Raw genomic sequence first — 21160 nt, forward strand, 5'->3', positions numbered from 1 at the left:
TGCGCAAAAGATCACGCTGCGTGCTCGGAGGCGGGGCGGCGCATCGGCGCTGCGGCTCAATCGCCGTGCGGGGTACGTGAGTTGGGCGCCCGGGACAGCGCAGCCGGTGGCTCCCCTCCCCGTTCCCGCGCACCCCCTCCCGCCGAAATCGCCCGCATGGCCCTCGGTCCGGATGCCCGGACCCGCCGCCGGACCCGCCCCCGCCCGCCGCCGGTCGGCCCGGCCCTCACCGCCCGGTGCGCTCCGCGTACGTCCGCAGGACCTCGATCAGCTCGTTCCACCCCGCCACATGGCTCTCGTACGAGGCCTCCGGGTGTTCCGGCGGTACCGGCACCTCGGTGAAGCCGCTCTCGGTCAGGTGGAGCAGGGTGCGCTCGCCCTCGGCCGCCAGGGTGAACTCGACCAGGGTGGCGTTGCCGGGGACCGCGATGTCGCCCGGATAGCCGCTCGCCCACAGATAGGCGAAGTGCTGCGGGGGATCGACCTTCACGATCTTCGTCGGGAACTGCCCGGCGCTCCCGTGGTCCACCTGCATGATCCCGCCGGGACGCAGATCGATCTGGGCGGGCGCCCCCTGCCCGAACCACTCGCCGACGTGCCCGGGTTCGGTGAGCACCGCCCAGACCCGCTCGATGGGCGCCGCGATGCGGACCTCCCGCTCGATCCGGTCCGCCGGGGCGGCCGGTTCCCGGTCCGGTCCCGGCTCGGTGGGCCCGTCCGTGGTGCGGCGCGCCTTGCCGTTCTCGCTCATGAAGGGGTTCCTCACGTGGGTGTGGGTGTGGGTGTGGGTGTGGGTTGCGGGTTGTCGGTCGCGGGGTTCGGGAGGGGCGGCGGGGTCCCGGATCTCCGGTCTCAGGGCAGCGGCCGGGCGCGGTTCGGGTTGAACAGCGGGGCCAGCAGATCGCCGTGGGCCTGGAGCCGTGGGGGGATGTCGTCGGCCAGGAAGTGCAGCCGGGCGGCGTCCCGGCAGTCGGCGACCTCCTCCCAGGTGACCGGCGCCGAGACGGAGGGCTCGGTCCGCGCCCGCAGGGTGTACGGGGTGGCGGTGGTCTTGGCCGCCGCGTTCTGGCTGAAGTCCACGAACACCCGGCCCGGCCGCAGGCTCTTGGTCATCCGGTGCGTGACCAGCCCGGGCAGCGCCTGCTCCGCCTCCACCGCGAGCCCCTTGGCGTAGCCGGTGACCTCGCCCGAGGGGGTCGGCTCGATCGGCGCGAGCAGGTGCAGGCCCTTGGCGCCGGAGGTCTTCGCGAAGGCCTCGATCCCGTCGGCGGCAAGCCGCTCGCGCAGCCAGAGCGCCACCTCGCAGCACTCCACGACGGTCGCGGGCGCCCCGGGGTCGAGATCGAGGACCAGCCGGTCGGCGATCCCGTGGGCGTCCGCCTGCCACTGGGGCGTATGGAACTCCGTCACCAGATTGGCCGACCAGACCAGGGTCGCCAGATCCTGTACGAGGACCTGCCGCGCGGGCCCGTCGGAGTGCGGCACCTCGGCGGTCCTGATCCAGGAGGGCGTACCCGGCGGCACGTTCTTCGCGAAGAACCGCTGCCCCTCGGGGCCGTCGGGGAACCGCAGGAAGGACACCGGCCGGTTGTACAGGTGCGCGAGCAGCGAGCCGGCCACGCTCGCGTAGTAGTGGACCACCTCGCCCTTGGTGAAGTGGCGCGCCGGATAGATGACCTTGTCGAGGTTGCTGAGCGCCAGCCGTCGCCCCTCCACCTCCGTGATGGGCGTCATACGATGAGAATCCCACGAAAGCCGAGCCAAGCCCATCGAAGCGGGAGAAAAGCCCCCGGGCGGTCACTCCCGTACGGGACCGGTGGGCGGTCCCCCGGCGGGCCCTCCAGCAAAGGTGTCAGATCGTGCGATCCATATGGAACGGCGCCATCTCCTTCGGCCTGGTCAGCATCCCGATCAAGGTCGTGAACGCCACCGAGAACCACAATGTCTCGTTCCGGCAGATCCACACCGAGGACGGCGGCCGCATCCGCTACCGCAAGGTCTGCGAGCTGGAGGACCGCGAGGTCACCCAGTCGGAGATCGGCAAGGGCTACGAGGACGTCGACGGCTCGATCATCCCGATCTCGGAGGAGGAGCTGTCCGCGCTGCCGCTGAGCACCGCCAAGACCATCGAGATCGTCGCCTTCGTCCCGGCCGACCGGATCGACCCGCTCCAGATGGACGCCGCCTACTACCTCGCGGCCAACGGCGCCCCCGCGACCAAGCCGTACACCCTGCTGCGCGAGGCGCTGAAGCGCAGCCGCAAGGTGGCGGTGGCCAAGTTCGCCCTGAGGGGCCGCGAGCGGCTCGGGATGCTGCGCGTGGTCGACGACGTCATCGCCATGCACGGGCTGCTGTGGCCGGACGAGATCCGCACCACCGAGGGGGTCGCCCCGGACGCCGAGGTCACCGTCCGCGAGGCCGAACTCGACCTGGCGGACGCCCTGATGGACACCCTCGGCGAGGTCGATCTGTCGAGCCTGCACGACGAGTACCGGGAGGCCGTCGAGGAGCTGATCGCGGCCAAGGCGGGCGGCGAGGCCCTCGCCCCGGCCCCGGCCGCCGAACGCAAGGGCGGCAAGGTCATCGACCTGATGTCGGCGCTGCAGAGTTCGGTACGCGCAGCCCAGGAGGCGCGCGGGGAGGGCGGCGGCGGGTCCGCGGCCGAGATGGCCGAGGTGCGGCGGCTGCCGCGGGAGTCCGGCGAGGGCTCCGCCACCGCCCGGCGGTCCGCCCCGGCCCGGCCCAAGGAGGTCGGCGGCAAGAAGTCCACCTCCACCGCGAAGAAGGCGGCGAAGAAGACGTCCGCCAAGAAGTCGACGGCCAAGGCGGGTTCGGGGGCCACCGCAGCCAAGAAGAGCGCACAGTCGGGGAGTTCAGCCTCCCGGCAGGGCGCCAGGAAGACGGCGGGCAAGACGGCGGCGAAGTCCGCGGCAGCCCCGAAGTCCGCCGCCCGGCAACCGGCGAAGTCTGCCGCCTCCGCCAAGTCGACGGCGAAGAAGACGAGTTCACGGCGCAAGGCCTCGTAGCCGCCATCGGGGGCGGGAGGCGTCACGCGGGTGGCGGGGCCCGGCGCGGGAGGCGTTACGTGAGTGGTGCGGGCCCGGCGCGGGAGGCGTTACGTGAGTGGTGCGGGCCCGGAGCGGGAGGCGCCTGCGTGAGGGGCGGCTGTACGCGGAAGTCCGCCGCTGGGTGCGGGAGGTGCGGGAGGCGCGTAGGCGCGTGCCGGTCGTACGCGAAAGGCCGCCGCCGGGCGGGAGGTGCCCGGCGGCGGCCCGGGTCGGGGACCGCTTCCGCTCACCGCGGGTCGGTTTCCTCCTGGGTCCGCTCGGGGGTGCCGGTGCCCGGCGGGGTGAGGTCCTGGACGGCACCGCGGGCGGGGAGGGACCAGCCGCCCTCCCTGGTCTCCACGGCCTCCACCTCGACCGCCTCCACCTCGGCGACGGCCAGCTCGGCGGGGGTACGCGGCGGACGGTTGGGGTGGCTCATCGGGTTCAGACGATCCCAGCGGGTCATACGAACTCCTTCGGTGCTGACGGCTCGCGCACTGCCGCTCACGGTCCGCTGTCCGGCCTCCGTGGGGGGCGGTGCCCGGGACTCCCTCCACGTATACGCCATCGGTGCCCGGGGGTGCCTATTGGTTGAACCACTGCGCGGCCGGCCCCGGGACACGGCCCTCGTACGGCGACCGGGAGGCGGCGGACGGGTGCCGGGAGGGCGCTCCGGGCAAGGGCCCCGCGGGGTGCGCCCCGCGCGGCGGCTCCTGTACTGTGGCCGGTCCGATCCGACGCCGAGGAGGTGAGCCCCATCAACGCACGTCAGGCAGGGTGCTCACGCCTCAGGACCTCGCGCCTCGGGACGGCACAGGGATCCCCGCACCGCGGGTGAACCCGGGAGCGCCCTTCGTCCGTCCGAAAGGCCCCGCTCTTCTCATGTCAGGTTCCCCGTCCCGCGGCCCCGTTCCCGGCTCCGGTGACCCCTCTCCCGTACCGCCCGTCCGGGACCAGCCGCCCGTACCGGACCGGGTGCCCGCCCCGGATTCCGCTCTCGTCGCCCGGCTCCGCGCCTCCGGCTGTGTCTTCGCCGAGGACGAGGCCGCGCTGCTGATCGCCGCCGCCCCGGACGATGCCGCCCTGGAGGCGATGGTGCGGCGCCGGATCGCCGGGCTGCCCCTCGAACACGTGCTGGGCTGGGCCGAGTTCCGCGGGCTGCGGGTGGCGGTCGGGCCCGGGGTCTTCGTGCCCCGGCGGCGCAGCGAGTACCTGGTGGACCGCGCCCTCGCGCTCGGCCGCCCCGGCGCCCTGGTCACCGACCTCTGCTGCGGCTCGGGCGCGCTCGGCCTCGCCCTCGCCACCGCGCTGGGAGCGGCCGCGCTGCACGCCGCTGACATCGATGCCGCCGCCGTCGACTGCGCCCGCCGCAACCTCGCCCCGGTGGGCGGCACCGTCCACCAGGGGGACCTGTACGAGGCGCTGCCCGGGACCCTGCGCGGCCGGATCGACATCCTCCTCGCCAACGTCCCGTACGTACCCTCCGGGGAGGTCCCGCTGCTGCCCGCCGAGGCACGCGAGCACGAGCCGCTCACCGCGCTCGACGGCGGCGGCGACGGACTCGACGTGCTGCGCCGGGTGAGCGGCTCGGCCCGGGACTGGCTGGCCCCCGGCGGCGTCCTCCTGGTGGAGACCGGCGCCCGCCAATCGGCCCGGGCCGCCCGGCTGTTCACCGAGGGCGGGCTCACCGCCGAGGTGCACAGCGACGCGGAGGAGCAGGCGACCGTGGTGGTGGGGACCCGGCCGCGGTCGTAACTGCCAGGGAGATCAACTGCCCTGCGGACCAGGGCGGTTGGTCAGATTGCTTGGAGAACTCCCCTACAGCTCAGCCCAGTTCGAGGCTGGTCACGCCGTAGACCCGTTCCAGGTGCGGCGGTTGTGCCGGGTCGGTGTACATCCGGGTGGTCACCGAGCGCGGGGTCAGTCCGCGGGCGGTGGCCGACTCCACGGCCTCGGCGCGTGGTTCGGGCACATCGATCCACAGCTCCTCCTCCGGTCCCAGGTGGGCGGCGAGGGCGTCGAGCAGGGCCTCGGCGCCCTCCCGGCTGTCGGCGAAGAGCGGTCCCACCCGGCGGCCCGCGCGGGCCGGGCGCAGCACCCCGTAGCCCGCGACCTCGCCCTCGCGCAGATACACATGGGCGTGGTGCCCCTCGGCGGTGAGCCAGCGCCGTACGAAGGAGGCGCGCTCGGCGGGGAAGCAGCGCGCGTCGTAGGCGGCGAGGGCGTCCAGGTGCTCGGGGCCCACCGGGTGCACGTCCGGGTGGGGCGGGCCGGAGAGCGCGGGGCGCCCCGCGTAGCGGACGTTCTCGTACTGGGAGTGGAAGCCGGAGCGCCGGTAGGTGGCGGTCTGCGCGGGGACCGCGTCGAGGCCGACCACGCGTGCGCCCGCGTGCGGGAAGGCGCCCTGCCAGGTGCGCAGGCCGAGGCCCCGGCCGCGGTGCTCGGGGTGGACCAGGTAGTAGCCGAGGAAGGCGAAGCGCGCGGAGTAGTTGACGACGGAGACGGCCGAGACGAGCTGCCCGCCCGTCCTGCCGACGAAGAAGCCCTCCGGGTCGGTGGGGTGGAAGCCGTGCACATCGCGCAGGCCCGGATTCCACTGCTCCTCGGCGGCCCAGTCGGCGATCCGGTGCCACTCGTCGAGACGGGCGCGGCTGAGGGTGAGTTCGGGGTGCGTCGGCTGCATGGGGCTGCCTTTCGTGCGGTGGCGCGGTCCTCGCGCGGCGGCGGGCACGGCCGGCGGGGAGACCGGCCGTGCCCGCCCCGGATCGGGTTGCTGTGCGGGGCGGTTGCTCAGATCAGGTCCATGGCGGCGACCTCGTCCGGGCGGCCGTAGCTGACCGGACCCTGGAAGCGCCTGCGGGCGGTGGCGAACCACCACACGGTAGCGATGGCGAGGACCACGGCGAGGGCGATCGGGGCGTAGTTGAAGGAGGTCGCGTCGATCGGGGAGACCTGCGGCAGCATGAACAGCACGCTGCTGAACACGATCCACAGCACCGCGATCGCGGCCACCGGCTTGCCCCAGCGGCCCAGGTTCCACGGGCCGGGCTGGAAGGCGTCGCCGAGGCGCAGCCGCAGGAAGATCGGCACCGCGTAGGCGAGGAAGAGCCCGACCACGTTGACGCTGACCACGGCGGAGAAGGCGACATGGGACCACCAGCCCGGGATCACCAGGACCAGTGAGCAGGCCGCCGCCAGCCAGACCGCCTTGACGGGGGTACGGGTGCGGGGCGAGACGGAGTGCCACAGGCGGGAGCCCGGCATGGCGCCGTCCCGCGAGAAGGCGAAGATCTGGCGGGTGTTGCTGGTCATGTTCGCCAGTCCGCAGAAGAGCATCGCGCCGATGACGATGAGCAGCAGCATTTTCGCGGTGCCGGTGCCGAGGGCGTCGATGAGCACCTGGACCGGTGGCGCGTCGGCGCCCGCCTCCTTGCCGTAGTCGCGGATCGCGTAGACGAGGGCGAGCATGAGGAGCAGGCCGGTCACCGCGGAATAGCCGATCGCCCGCACAATTCCCTTGGGGGCGTTGACCGTTGCCTTGACCGTCTCCTCGGACATGTGGAAGCTGCCGTCGAAGCCGGTGAAAGTCCAGCTGGTGACGAGCAGGCCCAGCATTCCCGCGTAAATCGCGTTCTCGAAGCCGGTGTTGTTGGCGTAGTGCGTCACGAAACCGGCCGACTGGTGCTGGTCGGGGACCACGATCAGGGTGGTCACGATGATGACCATGCCGACGAGCAGCCACCACACCGAGATCCGGTTCAGGATCGCCACCAGCTGCACGGTGTAGGTGTTGGCGAGCGCCTGGACGACCAGGATGCCCGCGGTGATGAGCACGGTCTGCTGGAGCGTGGGGTGGTACGAGGACCACTGCATCGACACATAGGCCTGGATGAAGGTGGCCGCGGCATAGCCGGTGGCCGCCGTGCCGCCTATCTGGCCGACGAAGTTGAGCCAGCCCGTGTACCAGGACCAGGCGCCCTTGTGCTTCTTCGCGAGTTTGCCCGCGGAGAAGTAGAGCGCCCCGCTCGTCGGATAGGCGGACGCGATTTCCGCCATTGCCGCACCGACGAAGAGCACCATCACCGAGACGCCGATCCAGCCGAATACGAGAATGCGCGGACCGCCCGCGTTCATCCCCATTCCGAAGGAGGAGAAGATGCCGGAGATGATGTTGATGATGGTGAAGGAGATGGCGAAGTTGTCGAAGGCGCGGAAACGCCGTGTGAGTTTCCGCGGATATCCCATGGCATGCAGCGTCGCATCGTCGTCGAGGGTCGCCGATGCGGTGGGGGGTGCTGCCTGCGTGCGGCGGGTGGTGCGCTCGGACACGGCCGCGACCTTTCTGGGGGGTGGGGGACGGAGGAGTCGCCGGGTGGGGCCGGCGTACTCCGGGACTCGGGGGAGTACAGGGATGGGAACCGCCCGGCGGGACAAGGCTGTCGGCGGCCCGCCGGGGGAGGGGGACCTCCTCAGGACGGAGCGGGTACGGGCAGTCCGCACAGCCGTCTGGCCCGGCTCAGCTGCTCCGCGGGCTCGCCGAAGGCGTGCCACGGCATCCGGGAGGCGTAGGGGCCCATCGCGGTGAAGACGGCCCGCGCCTCGAATTCGCACCGGGCCAGGAAGAGGGCCTGGGCGAGGTAGCTGAGGTCGAGCACCGGCGTGAAGCGGGCGTCGGTGACCTGCGGGAACCAGGTGTGGTAGATGCTCAGCGCGGTCTTGCGCCACTGCGGCTGCTCCCACACCTTCAGCGAGAGCGGCACCGTCGGGTCGTAGTCCTCGACCAGCGCCACAAGCGGCAGCAGCCGCAGCGGCGAGGTGGTCGGGGCCCGGTGGCTGAGGAAGGTGGCCACGTCCCAACGGGCGCTCGCCGAACCGCCGTTGCGGGCGAAGTAGTAGGAGAGCAGCCGGTGGTGGGCCTCGCGGTGCCAGGGGTCCAGGCGCAGGATCCGTACGAAGAGGCGCCAGGGGCCCGGCGGTCCGGTCATCAGCCCCTCGGGCGCCGGGTCCCGCATCCCGTCGAGCCGGGCGAGGGCCAGTTGCGCCACCCAGGGCGTGGGGTCGGCCGGGAACATCACGGCCGCCCGCTCGCAGGCGGTGAAGGCGATCCGGGTCAGCTGGCCGGTGCGCCCGTCGTCGGTGCCCGCCATCCGCAGCGCGCGCAGCATCGCCACCCGCGCCCAGAGCAGCGCCGCCTCGGGCCCCGGCTCCTCGTCGAGCCAGCGCTCGGCGAGGTCGGAGTCGGCGGCCTCGGAGGCGAGGACCAGGGAGCGGTGGGCGCGAAGGTCGAAGTCCTGGCGGCAATCGCGTAAGGCCTCCTGGGCGCTGAGGTAGCGCCCGGCCCTGACATCCACGCAGGCGCGCGCCAGCTGCCGGTCGTCGGCCGCCGGATGCCATACGTACTGGCCGGCGAACGATTCCACCGTCACGCGCTCTCCCCCGTTTCCGTGTACTTGGCACGCCGGACAACCGCCATTCCGGTCAGCCGGATTCCACCCCTCGCAATTCGTGCTCGGCGGTAGCGGCTCACACACTACTGGTGATCTAAGAGGAAGTCAGGGGGTGTTGTGCACTTCCCTGGGCCGGGTTCCGTGAATTGCGCGCAGTGGTCTCGCGGACTTTCCGTGGCGGTGCGCCGCCGCCGTCCCCGATTCGGCGGCGGACCCGGACCGCGGTCCTGCTCACCGGGCTCCCGCGGTGATCTCCGGCGTGATCTCCGGCAGTGCCGAAGCATCCGCCGGTACGGAACTCCCGCCGGACAAAACCGCCGGACAAAGCGCGGGCATATGCCCTCACCCCCCGCCCCCTTGATAAAAAAACCGCAATACGCCTGCGGGGTGCGGCCGTACGGTATACAGGCGCCGCGGCGGGGGATTGCCCGATGCCGCGGCGACCCGGTGCCGGGTGCCGGACCGGGGGGCCCGCCGGGGCTGAGATGATCGGGGCATGGCACAACGAGTGATCGCCGCGTGCGACGGGGCATCGAAGGGGAATCCGGGACCAGCGGGCTGGGCCTGGGTCATCGCCGACACCGAGGAGGTACCGGCCCGCTGGGAGGCGGGCCCGCTGGGCACGGCCACCAACAACGTCGCCGAACTCACCGCCCTGGAACAGCTGTTGACCCGGCTGGACCCCGCGGTGGAGGCGGAGATCCGGATGGACTCGCAGTATGCGATGAAGGCGGTCACCACCTGGCTCCCCGGCTGGAAGCGCAAGGGCTGGAAGACCGCCTCCGGCAAGCCGGTCGCCAACCGGGAACTGGTCGAGAGCATCGACCGCCTCCTCGAAGGCCGCACCGTGGAGTTCCGCTACGTGCCCGCGCACCAGGTCGACGGCGACCCGCTCAACGACCTCGCCGACCGCGCGGCCAGCCAGGCGGCCCAGCTCCAGGAACCCCTCGGCAGCGACCAGGGCTCCGCCGAACCCCCGGCCACCCCCAAGGCGGCCCCGGCGGGCGGCAAGGCGCGCGGCACCGGCAAGGCGGCAGGCGGCGCCCGCCGCACCCCCAAGGACGGCGCCGCCCGCACCCTGAAGGCGAAGTTCCCGGGCCGCTGCCGCTGCGGGCGCCCCTACCCGGCCGGCGAACTGATCGCCAGGAACGATGACGGCTGGGGCCACCCGGAGTGCCGCACCGGCGCCGCCGCGGGCTGATCACCGGGGGGAGCGCCCTCGGCAGAGGCCCGCTCGGGGCCCGGTCCCCCCGTCGCCCCTCCCGCCCCCGGACTACTCCTGAACCGCGAACAGCTCCAAGTGGCCGCACTTGGGGCAGCGGTAGGCGTCGATCTGATGGCGTTCGCGGCCCAGGCGCTTGGCGCCGCCGAGCAGGCCGCGCTCCAGGGGGCCCGCGATCCAGCGCGCGTACCCGCGGGAGTGCTCGCCGGCGTCCTCGATGAAACCGGGCGCGAGGCCGGGCGTCCCGCACTGAGTACACGTCACGTTGCTCGTCATCCGCCGCAGTGTAGAGGGGAGTTGGGGGCGGGGTGCGGGCGGGCCGGGCGCCCCGGGCAGTGTGCGGTGCGGCACCGTCGCGGGCCTGACTGGAGATTTCCCCGTCCCACCCGGCAAAATCTGAGCCGCAGGTGCAGCCCTGCTGCGCGCTCCGCCGTCCCCCTTCGCGGGACAGCCGGGGGAGCGGCCGGTGGGACCGGCTCGGCGAGCACCCGCACGGGGACGGTGCGCCGGTGGCAGCGGCGCACCGGGATGAGTGAGTTCTCTTCGCGAGGAGTGCCGTGAACAGCCAGGCCGACCAGACCGAGCAGGTCGAGACGTACGAGTTCCAGGCCGAGTCCCGCCAGCTTCTCCAGCTGGTGGTGCACTCGATCTACTCGAACAAGGACATTTTCCTGAGGGAGTTGATCTCCAACTCCTCGGACGCCCTGGACAAACTGCGTCTGGAATCGCTGCGCGACAGCGACCTCGACGCGGACACCTCCGACCTCCACATCGCCCTGGAGGCCGACCCCGGGCAGCGGACCCTCACCGTGCGCGACAACGGCATCGGCATGTCCCGCGAGGAGGTGGTGCAGCTGATCGGCACCATCGCCAAGTCCGGTACGGCCGAGTTCGCGCGCAAGCTGAAGGAGGCCCAGGAGTCCAAGGACGGCGCCGCCTCCGCCCGCCTCATCGGCAACTTCGGCGTCGGCTTCTACTCCAGCTTCATGGTCGCCGACAAGGTCACCCTGGTCACTCGCAGGGCCGGGGAGGGCGAGGGCACCCGCTGGGAGTCCAGCGGTGAGGGCACCTACACCCTGCAGCCGGTGGCGGACGCCCCGCAGGGCACCTCGGTCACCCTGCACCTCAAGCCGGAGGACACCGAGGACGCGCTCTTCGACTACTCCGCCGAGCACAAGATCCGCGAGATCGTCCGCCAGCACTCGGACTTCATCCCCTGGCCCATCCGGCTGGCCACCGAGCGCACCGAGGACGGCGAGACCAAGCAGGTCACCGACACCGTCAACTCGATGAAGGCGCTCTGGGCGCGCTCCCCGGAGGAGATCAAGGAGGAGGAGTACCAGGAGTTCTACAAGCACGTCAGCCACGACTGGAACGACCCGCTGGAGACGATCCACACCCGGGCCGAGGGCACCTTCGAGTACCAGGCGCTGCTGTTCATCCCCTCCCGGGCGCCCCTCGACCTCTTCCAGCAGGGTGCCCGGCGCGGAGTGCACCTCTACGTCAAGCGCGTCTTCATCATGGACGACTGCGAGTCGCTGCTCCCGGACTACCTGCGCTTCGTCAAGGGCGTCGTGGACGCGCAGGACCTCTCCCTCAACGTCTCCCGGGAGAACCTGCAGCAGGACCGCCAGATCCAGCTGATGCACCGGCGCCTGGTCAAGAAGGTGCTCTCCACGGTCAAGTCGATGCGCGCCAAGGACGCCGACCGCTACCGCACCTTCTGGGGCGAGTTCGGCCGCGCGGTCAAGGAGGGCCTGCTCAGCGACTACGACAACCGCGAGGCCATCCTCGACATCTGCTCCTTCCCCTCCACCCACGACCCGGAGCAGGAGACCAGCCTGCGCGACTACGTCTCCCGGATGCAGGAGGGCCAGGAGCACATCTACTACCTGACCGGCGAGTCCCGCTCCCTCCTGGAGAACTCCCCGCACATGGAGGCCTTCCGCGACAAGGGCCTCGAGGTGCTGCTGCTCACCGACCCGGTCGACGAGGTCTGGGTGGAGCAGGTCCGCGAGTTCGACGGCACCGCCCTCAAGTCCATCGCCAAGGGGCAGGTCGACCTCGACTCCGAGAAGGACGACAAGGAGGAGGACCCGGAGCGCGCCCAGCAGGAGAAGGACTTCGCCGGTCTGCTCTCCTGGATGACCTCCGCCCTCGCGGAGGACGTGAAGGAGGTCCGCCTCTCCTCCCGGCTGACCACGTCACCGGCGTGCATCGTCGGCGACTCCGACGACGTCACCCCCACCCTGGAGAAGATGTACCGGGCCATGGGCCAGGAACTCCCGCGCGTCAAGCGCATCCTGGAACTCAACCCGACCCACCCCCTGGTCACCGCCCTGCGCGCCTCCCACGCCGAGGACCCGCTGGACGGCGCCCTCCCGGAGACCGCCGAACTCCTGCACGGCATGGCCCTCCTCGCCGAGGGCGGCGAACTGAAGGACCCGGCCCGCTTCACCCGGGTGCTGGCGGGGAGGCTGGCGGCGGGGCTCTGAGCGAGCGGGACCCGGGCGCCGGGCGAGGAGCCGGGCCGGTGCGGACGGAGGGGCGCGGCTGACACCGCGACTCCGCCCGCACCGGCCGTCCCGCCCGGGCGCCGGGTCGGGCTCCCGGTGCGTACCGGTGTGCCGTTGCGCGCCGTGTTACCGCTTGCGTCCTCCTCCGAAGGCCAGGCCCGCGGTCGCCAGGGCGGCCAGGCACATGACGCCGCCGGTGATCACATTGCAGAGGACGGTCCTGGTCGTCGACATGTCGCCGGAGATCACCCACGGTGCCAGGATCGTCCAGACGCCGATCCCGGCCGCCGCCCAGCTCATGCTGTGCGTACGTTCGTAGACGTTGCCCATGCCCATGGACAGGAAGGCGAAGGCCAGGCCGGCGATCAGGTTGGTGATCGTCAGGGCGGTCAGTCCGCTGAAGCCCACGATCCACGGCGAGGCCGCGAGGAAGAGGCCGGCCAGCAGGCACAGTGCCTCGGCCGCCTGGGAGGCGGGCGAGGCGGCCGCGGCTTCGGAGCGGGCCTTGAGATCGATGATGTCCGGGTGCTGATGGATGTCGGGTGTGGTGGAAGCAGCCACGCCAATCACGTCCTCAGGTCGATTGATCCGCGTGTGTTCGACATATTTATCCTAGGCTTATGCGCTTCTGATATCGACCGCCGGTTTGGTATCGCTTTAGTGCCTTTCGCGAGGTTTCGCTCGCTGGCTGGTTCTCGCCCCCTGTGCGGACGCGAGGGATGAGGAACCGGCCGCCTGTGCGGTACGTCTCCTCTCCCTGAAGGGGTGTCGGACGTACCGGCGCCCCGGGAGAAGACGGGGCGCGCCGCTCGGCGTGCTCCGGCAGCAGGCAGAGAGGAATCCATCGTGGGACTGCGCAAGGCGCACCGGGCCGCGCTCGCCTCCGTGGCGGCGGCGGCACTGCTGGCGGCCGGATACGGCACCGCCCAGGGCGTGGGGGCCGACACCTCCGGCGAGGACGGCGGCGCCTCCGACAGCCGGACCGAGCCGCGCGTCCAGGACGACTACCAGTCCACGCTGACGCTCGGCGACGGCCGCAAGGTCACCGTGCGCCTGGTCAAGGGCACCGGCGTCCAGGAGCGCCACCAGGCCGCCGGCGCCACCAAGTGGAGCGCCTGGCACACGCTCTACAAGACCAAGACCGACCTTTGCCAGGGCGTCGACCTCGCCGAGGTCAACGGCACCGTCTCGCTCATCGCCGACTTCGGTCTCTACTGCTACGACGGCGAGCCCCCGACCGAGTCCGTGGCGGGCGTCGGCACCGGCGAGCTGACCGACTGGGACATCGACATCACCAAGGACTTCGACGGCTGGGGAGACACCTCCCTGAACGACGACGGCAGCCGGGTCCTCTTCGTCTACGACAGCGACGCCGGGCTCTACTACCTCCGCTGGGAGCAGAGCGAGGGCTTCGAGAAGATCGTGACGCCCAAGAAGGCGTGAGGTCCCCGAGGGCGTGAGGTCCGGGAGGGCGTGACACCGGAGCGGGCTTACAGTCCTGCCGGGTGTCCGCTCTCCCAACTCCCTGATTTCTGAGAGGAGTTGAGTTGCCCGTCGCCTTCCGGTCGAACTGCCTCCCTGCGGGTGGGCGGCGGACTCCTGCGCAGGATCCCGGCCGGCGCTGAGGCGGTACTCGGCGGTGTCTTGGAGGAGGACGTAAGCTGAGGGTGTCTCCGTTTGGTGCAGGAAAGTCCGGGCGAACAGGGCCCGGCCGCGAACGCAGGGAGTACCCATGGACGCGACCGAAACGTCCGCCGTACGGCGTCCCATGCGCGCCGACGCGCGCCGCAACTACACGCGGCTGCTCGACGCGGCGAGAGCGGCGTTCGCGGAACACGGCACGGAGGCGTCCCTGGAGGACATCGCCCGGCGGGCGGGTCTCGGCATCGGCACGCTCTACCGGCACTTCCCGACCCGCAACGACCTCCTGGAGGCCGTCTTCCACGAGTCCGTCGTCGGCCTGCAGGAGCAGGCCCGCGCGCTCCTCGACTCCCCGGCGCCCGGCGAGGCCCTGATGGACTGGCTGCGGGCCACCGCCCAGCACGCGACGACCTACCAGGGCCTGGCCGGTTCGCTGATGACCAGCATGCTCGACGACGCCACCTCCAGCCCGAGCGACTGCCACACCCGCATGCTCAGCGCGGGGGAGGCGCTGCTCGTCCGGGCCCAGGAGAGCAAGGCGGTCCGGCCCGACGTGGAGATCGGCGAACTGCTCAGCCTGGTCAACGGACTCGCCTGGGCGGCCCGCCGCTCCCCGGCGGGACAGGACCGTACGCACCGGATGCTGGAGCTGGCCCTGTGGGGGCTGGTGCCGCGCGAGGTCTGACCGGCACGCGGCCCGACCGGCGTGCGGGCGGGGGCGCGGAGGTGCGCCCCCGGGCGCGCGGGAGACGGCGGAGCCGGACCCGGTCGGGGGAGAGCCGGGTCCGGTGGCCTGTGCCTCAGCCGGAGGCGGGCCGGCCCGCGGTCGGCCCCGGGTGCGCTCCAGGAACGCGGCGATCTTCTCGCGCAGCGTCTCCGGCCCCCTGCGGCGACTGGGCGAAGCAGTCGACCGGTTCGGCGAGCGCTGGGCGATGGTGACGGTGTCACGCAGGGCCTGGCCCGGATCCGAGCCGCTGACCACCGGACGGAAGTCCAGTACGGACACCGGCACCGTTGCCGGCCGAGTTTCGGACATGCTCTCGCTCGCTTCCGATCGTTGGGCGCCTGCCGGCTCAGGCGGGCGGCCTGGCGGGCGGCTTGGGCATCTTCACGGCGAACAGCGAGATGAGGAGCGCCGCGATCGCGAAGGCGGCGCCGCCGACCGCCGCGGAAGCGATGCCCTCGCTGAGGACGTGGTGTGCTGCCTGGTCCGCGCTGGAACCGGCGGGCGGCGTCGCGTCCTTGCGCGCCGTCTCGAACAGGTTGACCAGGATGGCCAGGCCGAGCGTCGCGCCGATCTGCTGCATCGCCTGGAGCAGGCCGGAGGCGGCACCCGCGTCCTGCGGCTTGACCTCGGAGAGGATGATCATGTTCAGCGGCAGGAAGCTCAGACCGGAACCGGTGCCGAAGAGCAGCATCGGCCCGACGACCGCGGCGGCGTAGCTGCTGCCCGCGTCGATCTGGGTGAGCCAGACGATGCCCGCGGTGACCAGCACACCACCGGTGACGAGCAGCGGCTTGGGGCCGAACCTGGGCAGCAGCTTCGGGGAGAGCCGGGCCATGCCGAACTGGGTCAGGGCCATCGGCAGGAAGGCGAAGCCGGTCTGGACGGCGTTGTAGTCCAGGACGTTCTGGAGGAACTGGGTGAGGAAGAAGAAGAGCGCGAACATCGTCGCGGGCAGCAGCAGCATGTTGGTGTAGGCGCTGGCCCGGTTGCGGTGCAGCAGCAGCTTCAGCGGGGTGATCGGCTGCTCGGCGCGGGTCTCGATGACCAGGAAGGCCGCGAGCAGCACCACCGCCGCCGCGAAGGAGCCTAGGGTCCCGCCGTCGCCCCAGCCGTCCTCGGAGGCGCGGATGAAGCCGTACACCAGGGAGCCCATGCCGAGGGTGGAGGCCAGCGCGCCGCCGATGTCGAAGCGGCCGGGGTGGCGCTCCGGCTGGCGCACGTACAGCGGGGCGAGGATCAGGATGCCGAGGCCGATCGGGACGTTGATGAAGAGCACCGCGCGCCAGGACAGCCAGTCGGTGAGCAGACCGCCCGCGATCAGGCCGAAGGCCATGCCCGCGCCGGAGACCGCCGAGTAGATCGACAGCGCCTTGGTGCGGGCCTCGCCCTCGAAGTTGGTGTTCAGCAGCGCCAGCGTGCTCGGCGCCGCGAAGGCGGCCCCGACGCCCTGGAGCGCGCGGGCGGCGAGCAGCCAGGTGTCGTTGGTGGCGAAGCCGCCGAGCAGCGAGGCGACGGTGAAGACGGCGATGCCGGCGGTGAAGACCTTGCGGCGGCCGAGGATGTCGCCGGTCCGGCCGCCGAGCAGCAGCAGGCCGCCGAAGGCCAGGGTGTAGGCGTTGACGGTCCAGGCCAGGTTGGTCGGCGAGAAGTGCAGGTCGCCCTGGATGTCGGGGAGCGCGATGTTCACGATCGTCGCGTCCAGGATCACCATCAGCTGGCAGGCGAGGATGACGGTGAGCGCGAGGCCTTGATGGTTGCGGGGTGCTTCGGCGGCTCCGGAGCCGACCGGACTGCCCACTGTCGACGGAGCCGACATGGTTCCTCCAGGGGGAGATCTTCAGGGCGCGGGGACAACACGGGCAGGCGTCGGCACACGGCGGGCACCCGCGGCGACCACCTAAACGGAGGGTGGCTCTGTTTACGATACGGAGGGTGCCTACGTTTTTCAATCGTGGCCGTCCCCCGGCCTCAAACTGCTTCCGTACAGCGGGAGATGAGGCGGCGTCAGCCGGCGGCACAGCGCCGCCTCCCGCGCCGTCCGCTCAGGCCGCGGGCGCGCCGAACCAGTGGGTCAGCGCCGCGTGCGGCCCCTCGGCGTCCCGGTCCGGCTCGCCCGCCCAGGCGATGTGGCCGTCCGGGCGCACCAGCAGCGCCGGTGCGCATCGCCTTGTGGATGCCGAGCCTCTCCGCGCGCGCCTTCGGAGGGCCCACGGCGCGCCGGAAGGCGGTCCGCCCCGGCCGGCGGCCAGCCGGTGCAGCTCGCGCAGGTCCGCGGACTCCGGCATCGGCTCGGAGTCGCTGTCCGGGAAGCGGTTCACCTGGCGCTGGAACGCGCCGAGTCCCGGCCCCCTTGAGGAAGGCGGTACGGTGGAGAGCACCCGTCGGCGCCCGGAGTGCCGTGCGTCCAGGGTGAGTTCGCTGTTGACCGCCGGTGCTCGGTGGCCCCGCGCCGTGGTGCTCCCGAGTCTGGGAAGCCCCCCTAAAGGCGGTCTGATCAGGTGCTTACCGAGGTCGGGCGGTGGGGGAGCCCTTGGTCCGGCGGCGGCCCCCACCCCCCTGCGTCACGGTGCGAGCGGGTGCCCGGTCGTCGCGTCCACGTGGTCCGGAACCTCCTCGTGCCGGTCGCCCACGCTGGACGTACCGGTGGGCTCGAAGAGCAGCAGGGTGGCGCCGGACGGGGCGGCGGGCTTGTGCTCGGTGCCGCGCGGCACGGTGAAGACCGAGCCCCGCGGCAGCCGTACGGTGCGCTCCCCGGCGGGCTCGCGCAGCCCGATCCGCAGCTCTCCGCCGAGGACGAGGAAGAACTCGTCGGTGTCCTCGTGGACGTGCCAGAGGTGCTCGCCCTCGACCTTGGCGAGACGTACGTCGTAGTCGTTGACGCGGGTGACCACCCGGGGGCTCCACAGCGCGTCGAAGGAGGCCAGCGCCTCGGCGAGGACGATCGGCTCGCCGCCATGGGGTCCGGTGCCCCGGCGTGCGCCGCTCGGGGATTCCCTGCCCGGCTTCTTGTCCGGTTGCTTGCCCGGTTCCCTACTCGGTTCCTTGTCCGGTTCCCTGCTCGATTCCTTGCTCATGGGCTCATCCTCGGCCGTTCCGGTCCGCCGGTACGAGTGCTAGGAATCGCATATGGCGAAAGAATCCTCGCAGTCGAAGACGCGGGCACCGGCACGGGCGCGGGCGGAGTCGGCGCCGCGGGCGCGGGCCGAGGACCGGGCGGTGTTCGCGGCGGGTACGCACCGGGTCGTGGTGATCGTGGACGAGAACTCCAACCCCTTCGAACTCGGCTGCGCCACCGAGGTGTTCGGCCTGCACCGACCCGAACTCGGCCGCGAGCTGTACGACTTCACGCTCTGCTCCCCGCGGCCCCGCACCCTGATGCGGGACGGCTTCTTCACGCTCACCGGGGTCGCCCCGCTGGCGGCGGCCGAGCACGCCGACACCCTGATCGTGCCCAACCGCCCCGACATCGAGGTCCCGCGCCGCCCCGCCGTCCTGGACGCGGTGCGGCGGGCCCACGCCCGGGGCGCGCGCCTGATCGGCCTCTGCAGCGGTGCCTTCACCCTGGCCGAGGCGGGGGTCCTGGACGGGCGGCGGGCCACCGCGCACTGGCAGTGGGCGGACTCCTTCCGGGCGCGGTTCCCCGCCGTACGGCTGGAGTCCGATGTGCTCTTCGTGGACGACGGGGACATCCTGACCGCCGCCGGGAGCGCGGCGGCGCTCGACCTCGGGCTGCATGTGGTCCGCCGGGACCACGGGGCCGAGATCGCGGGCGCGGTGAGCCGGCGGCTGGTCTTCGCCGCCCACCGGGACGGCGGGCAGCGGCAGTTCGTGGAGCGTCCGATCCCCGAGCCGCCGGACCGGTCGCTTGCCTCCGTGCTCGGCTGGGCCCAGGAGCGGCTGGACTCCCCGCTCACCGTCGCCGCCCTCGCGGCGCGGGCGGCGGTCAGCCCGGCCACCCTGCACCGCCGCTTCCAGGCCCAGCTGGGCACCACCCCGCTGGCCTGGCTGACGGCCGAACGCCTCACCCTGGCCTGCCGGTTGATCGAAGGCGGCGAGTCCCGCTTCGAGGTGGTCGCCCGCCGCAGCGGTCTCGGCACCGCCGCCAATCTGCGCCTGCAACTGCGCCGCGCGACCGGCATCAGCCCCTCCGCCTACCGGCGCCGCTTCGGGCCCGCGGAGGGCTGAGGCGCGGGGCTTTGCGAGCATCCGGCCCTACGCCGGGAAGCTCTGCTGTCAGGCGGTGGGCCTGCCCCGCCCGCCCCCGCCCGGAACTCGTCCCCGCCGTCAGCAGGTCTCGCGTACGTACCCCGGGTCCCCGGCGGGCGAGACGTCCGGGTCGCGCAGGACGATGCTCAGCCGGTCCCGCCACCCGGCGCAGGCCCGGCTGAGGCCCGCCTTCTCGTACTCGATCACCAGGACCCGGTCGTCGAAGGCCTCGGCGTAGGCCTCGCACTCCCGGTGGGCGCCGCACTCCTCGGCGACGGCGAAGTCCAGGCCGGTGCGCTCCCGTTCGGGGGCCAGCTCCGCGGTGTTCTTCTGGGCCACGGCCAGGCCCCGGTCGTGGGCGTGGGCGGAGAGCAGGGTGATGAGGGCCTTCGCGTCCCCGGCGCTCAGATACCTGCCGAAGCGGTCGAAGGTGTCGTAGTTGTCCGGCTCCACGGCCTGGAAGCCCTTGCGCGCGCAGGTGTCGATCCAGCCGTTCACCTTCGCGGCGACGCGCTCGCGCTTCTCGGCGGTACGGATGTCGAGCACCGCCTCGTTCCAGGGGCCGTCGTAGACGATCCCGCCCTCCGCGTCCCGCAGGAGCAGGTCCTCGTCCCAGTCGGACTCGGCGCCCTCCTGTGCCTGGAAGGCGTTGACGTAGCAGATGCTGTACCGGCCCTTCGCGGGGCGCGCGGTGTGGTCGCGGACGACGGTCCCGACACCCTCGGGGGGTGGATAGGCGCCGCCCAGCTGGTAGTCGAGGCCCGCGTGGCGCGGCGGCAGGGCGGGCGCGGACTCCTCCTTCGCACCGGCGCCGGGCGCGCAGGCGGCGAGCAGCACCGCCGCCGCCGTACCGGCCAGGGCGCGGGTGAGCCGGGACCGGGCAGAGGGCTGACGCACAGGAACTCCCGGGCACAGGACGGCGGATGAGGGCGGATGACGGCGGAAACCGGCAGCAGCCTACGGGTACCAGGGCGAGCGCGGCCGTCCGGGAGGCGGTACCGCCCGGCGGTTCAGGTGGAGCTGAGCGGGTGGGTGGCGGTGGCCGAGCGCGGGGGCCAGGCGTCCGGGGCGAGGATGCCGAGGACGTAGGCGCGGGCGACCAGGGCGGGGCGGGTGGCCGCGCCGAGGAGTTCGCGCAGGCGGCTGAGGTGGTAGTCGACCGTCTGCCGGGAGAGCTTGAGGGAGGTGGCGATCTCGCCGTTGCTGCTGCCCTCCGCGAGCAGCGACAGGATGCGGATCTGCGCGGGGGTGAGCGCCGGATGGGCCTCGTGGGCGAGGCTCTGGTGGGTGACGACGGCCCAGACATGGGTGGCGCGGTCGGCGGAGCGGCCCACGGTCGTCAGATGGAGCCGGGCGCGGCGCCGGCGCCCCTGCGCGTCGAGGAGCACCACCGAGGTCTCCACCCGTCTGACACGGCGGGCTATCAGTCCGCTCCACCGGCGGCGCAGCTGGCCGAGGTCGGGAGTCGCGGCGAGCAGGGTGTGCGCCCGGCGGCCGAGGAGTTCCGGGAGCGGGGTGCGGAACAGCTCGGCGGCGGCCGTACTCGCCTGCTCGATACGGCCGCCCGCCGAGAGCAGTACGCAGGGCAGCCCGCTGTGGTCGCGCAGCGCGTGCAGGTTCTCCTCGGCCTCCCGGCGCTGGTGCATGGCGCGGGTGTGCTCGGTGATGTCCACGTAGATCCCGGCCACACAGGTCTGGCCGTTCTCCTGGACGGGGAAGCGGTGGCCCGCCGCCTGCCCGGTGCCGCCGTCCGCGCGCTGGTAGCTCAGGGTGTGGCGGACCGGCTTGCCGCGGCCGAGGATCTCCTGGTCGAGGGCGCGGAACTGCGCGGCGTCGGCGGGGGAGTCGAAGTCCTCGATGTGCCGGCCCACGATCCGCTCCGGGGTGGTCCCGTAGAGGTGGGCGTAGGCGTGGTTGGCCCACAGATAGCGGCCCGCGCGGTCGCGCAGGAAGGCCGCGGCCGGGGCGAAGTCGGCGAAGTCCGCGAAGGCGGCGTACCGGCGGCCGCCCGCGGCCGGGGTCTCCACCTCCACCGCGAGCCCGCGGCTGCGGCCCTCGGGGCGGTCCTCGTCCAGCGGCCAGCTCACATCGAAGGTCCGGCCGTCGAACTGGGCCTGCCAGCGGCCCTCGGCGGCGAAGTGCCCGGAGGCGGGCAGCTCCTGGCGCAGCCGGTCGAGGAAGCGCTGCGCGGTCCGCAGGTCGGCGAAGGCGCCGCCGCCCCGCTCCAGTACGCGCCACTGCTCGTCAACCTCCCACCAGGACACGGGGAGATGTTCCAGAAGTGCCTTGAGACCGGACTCGTCCACAGCGGCCTTTCCGTCAAGTGTTCAACTGGCTGACACGGGCTGACAAGC

General features: G+C 72.4%; 20 protein-coding genes. 7 read left to right on the top strand and 13 right to left on the bottom strand.

Going from position 1 to position 21160, the window contains the following annotated elements; translation table 11 throughout:
- Positions 1 to 226 precede the first annotated feature (226 nt).
- Both HFV08_RS02715 and ligD read right to left on the bottom strand, forming a co-directional pair.
- A complete protein-coding gene (locus HFV08_RS02715; RefSeq protein ID WP_168535389.1) occupies positions 227 to 751 on the bottom strand; it encodes an SRPBCC domain-containing protein in 525 nt (174 codons plus the stop codon).
- Positions 752 to 852: 101 nt separating this feature from the next.
- On the bottom strand, positions 853 to 1734 hold the full coding sequence (gene ligD / locus HFV08_RS02720) for a non-homologous end-joining DNA ligase (RefSeq protein WP_168535391.1): 882 nt from the start codon (positions 1732 to 1734) through the stop codon (positions 853 to 855).
- 125 nt (positions 1735 to 1859) lie between these two features.
- Between ligD and ku the strand changes: the two genes are divergently transcribed.
- Positions 1860 to 3026: a non-homologous end joining protein Ku gene (gene ku / locus HFV08_RS02725; protein WP_168535397.1), complete on the top strand. Its 1167-nt coding sequence runs from the start codon at positions 1860 to 1862 to the stop codon at positions 3024 to 3026.
- A 268-nt stretch (positions 3027 to 3294) separates the two neighbouring features.
- Here the strand turns inward: ku and HFV08_RS02730 are convergent, their stop codons facing one another.
- The gene (locus HFV08_RS02730; protein WP_168535399.1) at positions 3295 to 3513 is read right to left on the bottom strand and encodes a hypothetical protein; all 219 of its coding nucleotides are present in this window, start codon (positions 3511 to 3513) and stop codon (positions 3295 to 3297) included.
- A 416-nt stretch (positions 3514 to 3929) separates the two neighbouring features.
- Between HFV08_RS02730 and HFV08_RS02735 the strand changes: the two genes are divergently transcribed.
- Positions 3930 to 4802: a putative protein N(5)-glutamine methyltransferase gene (locus HFV08_RS02735; protein WP_168535401.1), complete on the top strand. Its 873-nt coding sequence runs from the start codon at positions 3930 to 3932 to the stop codon at positions 4800 to 4802.
- Positions 4803 to 4872: 70 nt separating this feature from the next.
- Here the strand turns inward: HFV08_RS02735 and HFV08_RS02740 are convergent, their stop codons facing one another.
- The 3 genes from HFV08_RS02740 to HFV08_RS02750 form a co-directional block, all read right to left on the bottom strand.
- Positions 4873 to 5730 carry a GNAT family N-acetyltransferase gene (locus HFV08_RS02740; protein WP_168535403.1) on the bottom strand — a complete coding sequence of 286 codons (858 nt, stop codon included), beginning with the start codon at positions 5728 to 5730 and terminating at the stop codon, positions 4873 to 4875.
- 107 nt (positions 5731 to 5837) lie between these two features.
- A complete protein-coding gene (locus HFV08_RS02745; RefSeq protein ID WP_168535684.1) occupies positions 5838 to 7292 on the bottom strand; it encodes an amino acid permease in 1455 nt (484 codons plus the stop codon).
- A 224-nt stretch (positions 7293 to 7516) separates the two neighbouring features.
- The gene (locus HFV08_RS02750) at positions 7517 to 8473 is read right to left on the bottom strand and encodes a hypothetical protein (RefSeq protein WP_168535405.1); all 957 of its coding nucleotides are present in this window, start codon (positions 8471 to 8473) and stop codon (positions 7517 to 7519) included.
- A 517-nt stretch (positions 8474 to 8990) separates the two neighbouring features.
- Between HFV08_RS02750 and HFV08_RS02755 the strand changes: the two genes are divergently transcribed.
- Positions 8991 to 9695: a ribonuclease H family protein gene (locus tag HFV08_RS02755; protein WP_168535407.1), complete on the top strand. Its 705-nt coding sequence runs from the start codon at positions 8991 to 8993 to the stop codon at positions 9693 to 9695.
- Between the two features lie 72 nt (positions 9696 to 9767).
- On the opposite strand, the gene HFV08_RS02760 is transcribed toward HFV08_RS02755, so the two are convergent.
- The gene (locus HFV08_RS02760; protein WP_052482185.1) at positions 9768 to 9992 is read right to left on the bottom strand and encodes a hypothetical protein; all 225 of its coding nucleotides are present in this window, start codon (positions 9990 to 9992) and stop codon (positions 9768 to 9770) included.
- Between the two features lie 281 nt (positions 9993 to 10273).
- Between HFV08_RS02760 and htpG the strand changes: the two genes are divergently transcribed.
- Entirely contained in the window at positions 10274 to 12211 is a 1938-nt protein-coding gene (gene htpG, locus HFV08_RS02765) for a molecular chaperone HtpG (RefSeq protein WP_168535409.1), read from the top strand.
- 147 nt (positions 12212 to 12358) lie between these two features.
- On the opposite strand, the gene HFV08_RS32045 is transcribed toward htpG, so the two are convergent.
- Positions 12359 to 12793, bottom strand: a complete 435-nt coding sequence (locus HFV08_RS32045; protein WP_040248360.1) for an SPW repeat protein — start codon at positions 12791 to 12793, stop codon at positions 12359 to 12361.
- Positions 12794 to 13078: 285 nt separating this feature from the next.
- Here HFV08_RS32045 and HFV08_RS02775 point away from each other — a divergent pair, with 285 nt between their 5' ends.
- Both HFV08_RS02775 and HFV08_RS02780 read left to right on the top strand, forming a co-directional pair.
- Positions 13079 to 13675, top strand: coding sequence for a hypothetical protein (locus HFV08_RS02775; protein ID WP_168535411.1), 597 nt, complete (start codon positions 13079 to 13081; stop codon positions 13673 to 13675).
- A gap of 289 nt (positions 13676 to 13964) precedes the next feature.
- A complete protein-coding gene (locus HFV08_RS02780) occupies positions 13965 to 14558 on the top strand; it encodes a TetR/AcrR family transcriptional regulator (RefSeq protein WP_246341428.1) in 594 nt (197 codons plus the stop codon).
- Positions 14559 to 14946: 388 nt separating this feature from the next.
- Here the strand turns inward: HFV08_RS02780 and HFV08_RS02785 are convergent, their stop codons facing one another.
- The 3 genes from HFV08_RS02785 to HFV08_RS02790 all read right to left on the bottom strand — a co-directional run bounded on the left by HFV08_RS02785 (position 14947) and on the right by HFV08_RS02790 (position 17542).
- On the bottom strand, positions 14947 to 16416 hold the full coding sequence (locus tag HFV08_RS02785; RefSeq protein ID WP_246341429.1) for an MFS transporter: 1470 nt from the start codon (positions 16414 to 16416) through the stop codon (positions 14947 to 14949).
- 226 nt (positions 16417 to 16642) lie between these two features.
- A complete protein-coding gene (locus tag HFV08_RS32460; protein WP_376770553.1) occupies positions 16643 to 16885 on the bottom strand; it encodes an aromatic-ring hydroxylase C-terminal domain-containing protein in 243 nt (80 codons plus the stop codon).
- Positions 16886 to 17161: 276 nt separating this feature from the next.
- Positions 17162 to 17542 (bottom strand): cupin domain-containing protein, encoded by a 381-nt coding sequence (locus tag HFV08_RS02790; protein WP_312885339.1) that lies wholly within the window; start codon positions 17540 to 17542, stop codon positions 17162 to 17164.
- A gap of 304 nt (positions 17543 to 17846) precedes the next feature.
- Between HFV08_RS02790 and HFV08_RS02795 the strand changes: the two genes are divergently transcribed.
- Positions 17847 to 18785 (top strand): helix-turn-helix domain-containing protein, encoded by a 939-nt coding sequence (locus HFV08_RS02795; RefSeq protein ID WP_312885340.1) that lies wholly within the window; start codon positions 17847 to 17849, stop codon positions 18783 to 18785.
- A 99-nt stretch (positions 18786 to 18884) separates the two neighbouring features.
- Here the strand turns inward: HFV08_RS02795 and HFV08_RS02800 are convergent, their stop codons facing one another.
- Together HFV08_RS02800 and HFV08_RS02805 are read right to left on the bottom strand one after the other, a co-directional pair.
- Complete coding sequence (locus tag HFV08_RS02800; protein WP_168535417.1) at positions 18885 to 19703, bottom strand: endo alpha-1,4 polygalactosaminidase; 819 nt, start codon at positions 19701 to 19703, stop codon at positions 18885 to 18887.
- Between the two features lie 113 nt (positions 19704 to 19816).
- Positions 19817 to 21070: a PAS domain S-box protein gene (locus HFV08_RS02805; protein ID WP_312885313.1), complete on the bottom strand. Its 1254-nt coding sequence runs from the start codon at positions 21068 to 21070 to the stop codon at positions 19817 to 19819.
- Between the last annotated feature and the right edge of the window lie 90 nt (positions 21071 to 21160).

This window comes from Streptomyces physcomitrii (genome assembly GCF_012273655.1).
GTDB classification, from domain to species: domain Bacteria; phylum Actinomycetota; class Actinomycetes; order Streptomycetales; family Streptomycetaceae; genus Streptomyces; species Streptomyces physcomitrii.

What these genes read in the sequence shown, in the direction of transcription:
- HFV08_RS32460 (WP_376770553.1), bottom strand. Translation starts at nt 16,885, where the DNA reads ATGCCGGAGTCCGCGGACCTGCGCGAGCTGCACCGGCTGGCCGCCGGC.
- HFV08_RS02715 (WP_168535389.1), bottom strand. Translation starts at nt 751, where the DNA reads ATGAGCGAGAACGGCAAGGCGCGCCGCACCACGGACGGGCCCACCGAG.
- HFV08_RS02785 (WP_246341429.1), bottom strand. Translation starts at nt 16,416, where the DNA reads ATGTCGGCTCCGTCGACAGTGGGCAGTCCGGTCGGCTCCGGAGCCGCC.
- HFV08_RS02780 (WP_246341428.1), top strand. Translation starts at nt 13,965, where the DNA reads ATGGACGCGACCGAAACGTCCGCCGTACGGCGTCCCATGCGCGCCGAC.
- ligD (WP_168535391.1), bottom strand. Translation starts at nt 1,734, where the DNA reads ATGACGCCCATCACGGAGGTGGAGGGGCGACGGCTGGCGCTCAGCAAC.
- HFV08_RS02735 (WP_168535401.1), top strand. Translation starts at nt 3,930, where the DNA reads ATGTCAGGTTCCCCGTCCCGCGGCCCCGTTCCCGGCTCCGGTGACCCC.
- HFV08_RS02745 (WP_168535684.1), bottom strand. Translation starts at nt 7,292, where the DNA reads ATGGGATATCCGCGGAAACTCACACGGCGTTTCCGCGCCTTCGACAAC.
- HFV08_RS02740 (WP_168535403.1), bottom strand. Translation starts at nt 5,730, where the DNA reads ATGCAGCCGACGCACCCCGAACTCACCCTCAGCCGCGCCCGTCTCGAC.
- HFV08_RS02755 (WP_168535407.1), top strand. Translation starts at nt 8,991, where the DNA reads ATGGCACAACGAGTGATCGCCGCGTGCGACGGGGCATCGAAGGGGAAT.
- HFV08_RS02730 (WP_168535399.1), bottom strand. Translation starts at nt 3,513, where the DNA reads ATGACCCGCTGGGATCGTCTGAACCCGATGAGCCACCCCAACCGTCCG.
- HFV08_RS02760 (WP_052482185.1), bottom strand. Translation starts at nt 9,992, where the DNA reads ATGACGAGCAACGTGACGTGTACTCAGTGCGGGACGCCCGGCCTCGCG.